We start from the raw sequence: 2,322 nt of genomic DNA, 5'->3' as shown, positions 1-2,322 counted from the left end.
CGATGGTCGCCTCACCAACGCCGGCTCGCTGCGCACGTCGGGTCTCGACGTGAATGCTGGATACATTCGACCGATCGCCATGGGCAGCATCGGCTTGGCGTTGTCCGGTACCCGGCTCGAGAAGCGTGAGATCGAAGCGCTGCCGGATGTGCGTAGCTACGACTGCGTAGAAACCTTCGGCACCACTTGCGGCCAGCCGTCGCCGACTTGGCGGCACAAGCTGCGCGCAACTTGGTACACACCGGCGGATATCGATGTGTCGCTCAGCTGGCGTTACATCGGTGCGGTGAAGTCGGATCGCACGCTGCCGCAGATCGGCGGCTCGATTCCGGCGGTCGATGCGGCCATCGGTGCGCAGAACTATTTCGACCTGGCAGCGAACTGGCGCATGCGTGAGAAAGTGAACGTGAGCCTGGCGATCAACAACGTGCTGGATCGCAGCCCGCCCATCATCGGCGCGAACTACATCCTCTCGTACTCCAACGGCGGCACGTATCCCGGCCTGTACGACCTGCTCGGTCGATACATTTCGCTGGGCCTGCGCGCCAGCCTGTAACGAACGCTTCGCTCTGGAAGTCAGACAGGGCCGGCAGCTCACGCCGGCCCGCTTTTTTTGGCGAGGTCTTTCTCTTGCGCAAACTCATCGTTATCGCAACGTTCGCGTTGTCTGCTTGTGCATCGGTCGCGTCGGCCGAGAGCATCGCCATCAAGGTGGGTCATCTAGTCGACCCGGCCAAGGGCGTCGTCAGCCACGACCGAGTCGTACTGATCGACGGCGCGAAGATCGTCTCTATCACCGACCGCCTGCCCTCGCCTGCCCCGTCGACGGTGATCGATCTCTCTTCGAGCTGGGTACTGCCCGGCTTGATGGATCTACACACCCATCTCAGCTACGACTACACCGGTACGCTGTGTGCGAACTATGTTGAGCATGGCAACGGCTATCGCGCGCTCATGGGAATGCGGCGTGCACAGGACATGCTGGCGTCAGGCTTCACTACAGTTCGCGATCTGGGCAATGCCGGCAATTTCGTCGACACGGATTTACGCAAGGCCATCGAAGCCGGTTTGTTCGTGGGCCCGACCATCGTCAACGCGGGCAAGATCATCGCTCCGTTCGGCGCCCAACAGGACAGCGCTCCCATCGAAGTTGGGACCTGCTGGCAGTACGAATACATCGATGCTGACGGCGTCGATGACGTTCGCAAAGCCGTGCGCAAGAACATCTTTTATGGCGCGCGGGTGATCAAGCTCGTCTCTGATCCACGAGGCCAAACTCATGGCACTTACACGGAAGAGGAAGTTCGTGTCGCCGCTGATGAAGCTCATCGCGCCGGCCTGACACTCGCGGTTCATGCGAAGGAAGACATGACCGCAGTGCCCGCCATCCTCGGCGGCGCTGACAGCATCGAGCACGGCTACACCGTTTCGGACGCGACACTCAAATTGATGAAACAGAAAGGCGTGTATTTGGTCGGCACCGAAAAGCCTTTGAGTCATGTTCGCTTGGGCAAGCCCGCGAATCCTGCCGCCTCCGAAGCCAATGCACGAGCCAGGGTGGAGAGATTGCGTCGCGCGTATCAGATAGGCGTGCCGCTGGCGTTCGGCAGCGACGTCACCGAGGACCTGGCCGGCCGAGATCGCGGCCGCATGACGTCGGACTTCATCGAAGGCTGGATCGATGCTGGCATCCCAGCGGACTACATCGTCAAGGCGATGACCTTCAATGCGGCGAAGCTGCTGAAGCTGGAAGCCGAGCGCGGCTCGATTGCGGAAGGACAGTACGCCGACCTGATCGCCGTCTCAGCAAACCCGCTCGCCGACGCTCGCACGCTGGCGAACGTGACGTTCGTGATGAAAAACGGCAAGGTCGTGCGCCGGCACGACCGAGCCAACTAGTTCTTACCCAGCTCGCTGAAATCGAAATTCATGATCGGGTACTGCCGCCATTCGCCGAAGTCGAAGTGCCACCATTCATTGACGATGACGTCGAAGCCTTCCGCTTCCATGGCGTTCTTCAACAAGTCGCGACGCCAGCGTTGCAGCGACGTGCCGCCGACATGCAGCGGCGACGAGCGCGACGACGGCTCGTCGTAACGACCCACCATATCCACCACCTTGCCGGTCTTCAGATCGAACAAGCTGATGTCCGCCGCACAACCGCGATTGTGTCGCGAGCCCTGAGAAGGATCAGCCACGAACGGCCGACTCTCCGGCGGCACGGCATCCCAGAACATGCGCGTTGCGTACCACGGCCGGTAGCCATCGAACAACGCGATTCCGAAACCCTGCTCAGCAAGCTTGCGATGCGCGCGAACCAAA

General features: G+C 61.0%; 2 protein-coding genes and 1 pseudogene. 2 read left to right on the top strand and 1 reads right to left on the bottom strand.

Annotated features, from left to right (window positions below):
- Nucleotides 1-556: pseudogene (locus JNL55_RS25260) on the top strand (TonB-dependent receptor); the annotation flags it as partial.
- A 74-nt stretch (nt 557-630) separates the two neighbouring features.
- Nucleotides 631-1,899: an amidohydrolase family protein gene (locus JNL55_RS25255; protein WP_293860850.1), complete on the top strand. Its 1,269-nt coding sequence runs from the start codon at nt 631-633 to the stop codon at nt 1,897-1,899.
- On the opposite strand, the gene JNL55_RS25250 is transcribed toward JNL55_RS25255, so the two are convergent.
- A partial coding sequence (locus tag JNL55_RS25250) for a M15 family metallopeptidase (RefSeq protein ID WP_293860847.1) occupies nt 1,896-2,322 on the bottom strand: 427 nt, incomplete at its 5' end. The two genes, JNL55_RS25255 and JNL55_RS25250, sit on opposite strands and share 4 nt — an antisense overlap.

The organism is Steroidobacter sp. (assembly GCF_016790065.1).
Taxonomy (GTDB): domain Bacteria; phylum Pseudomonadota; class Gammaproteobacteria; order Steroidobacterales; family Steroidobacteraceae; genus Steroidobacter.
The sequence above is the reverse complement of the archived record's forward strand: the minus strand, read 5'-3'. Positions and strand labels throughout refer to the sequence as shown.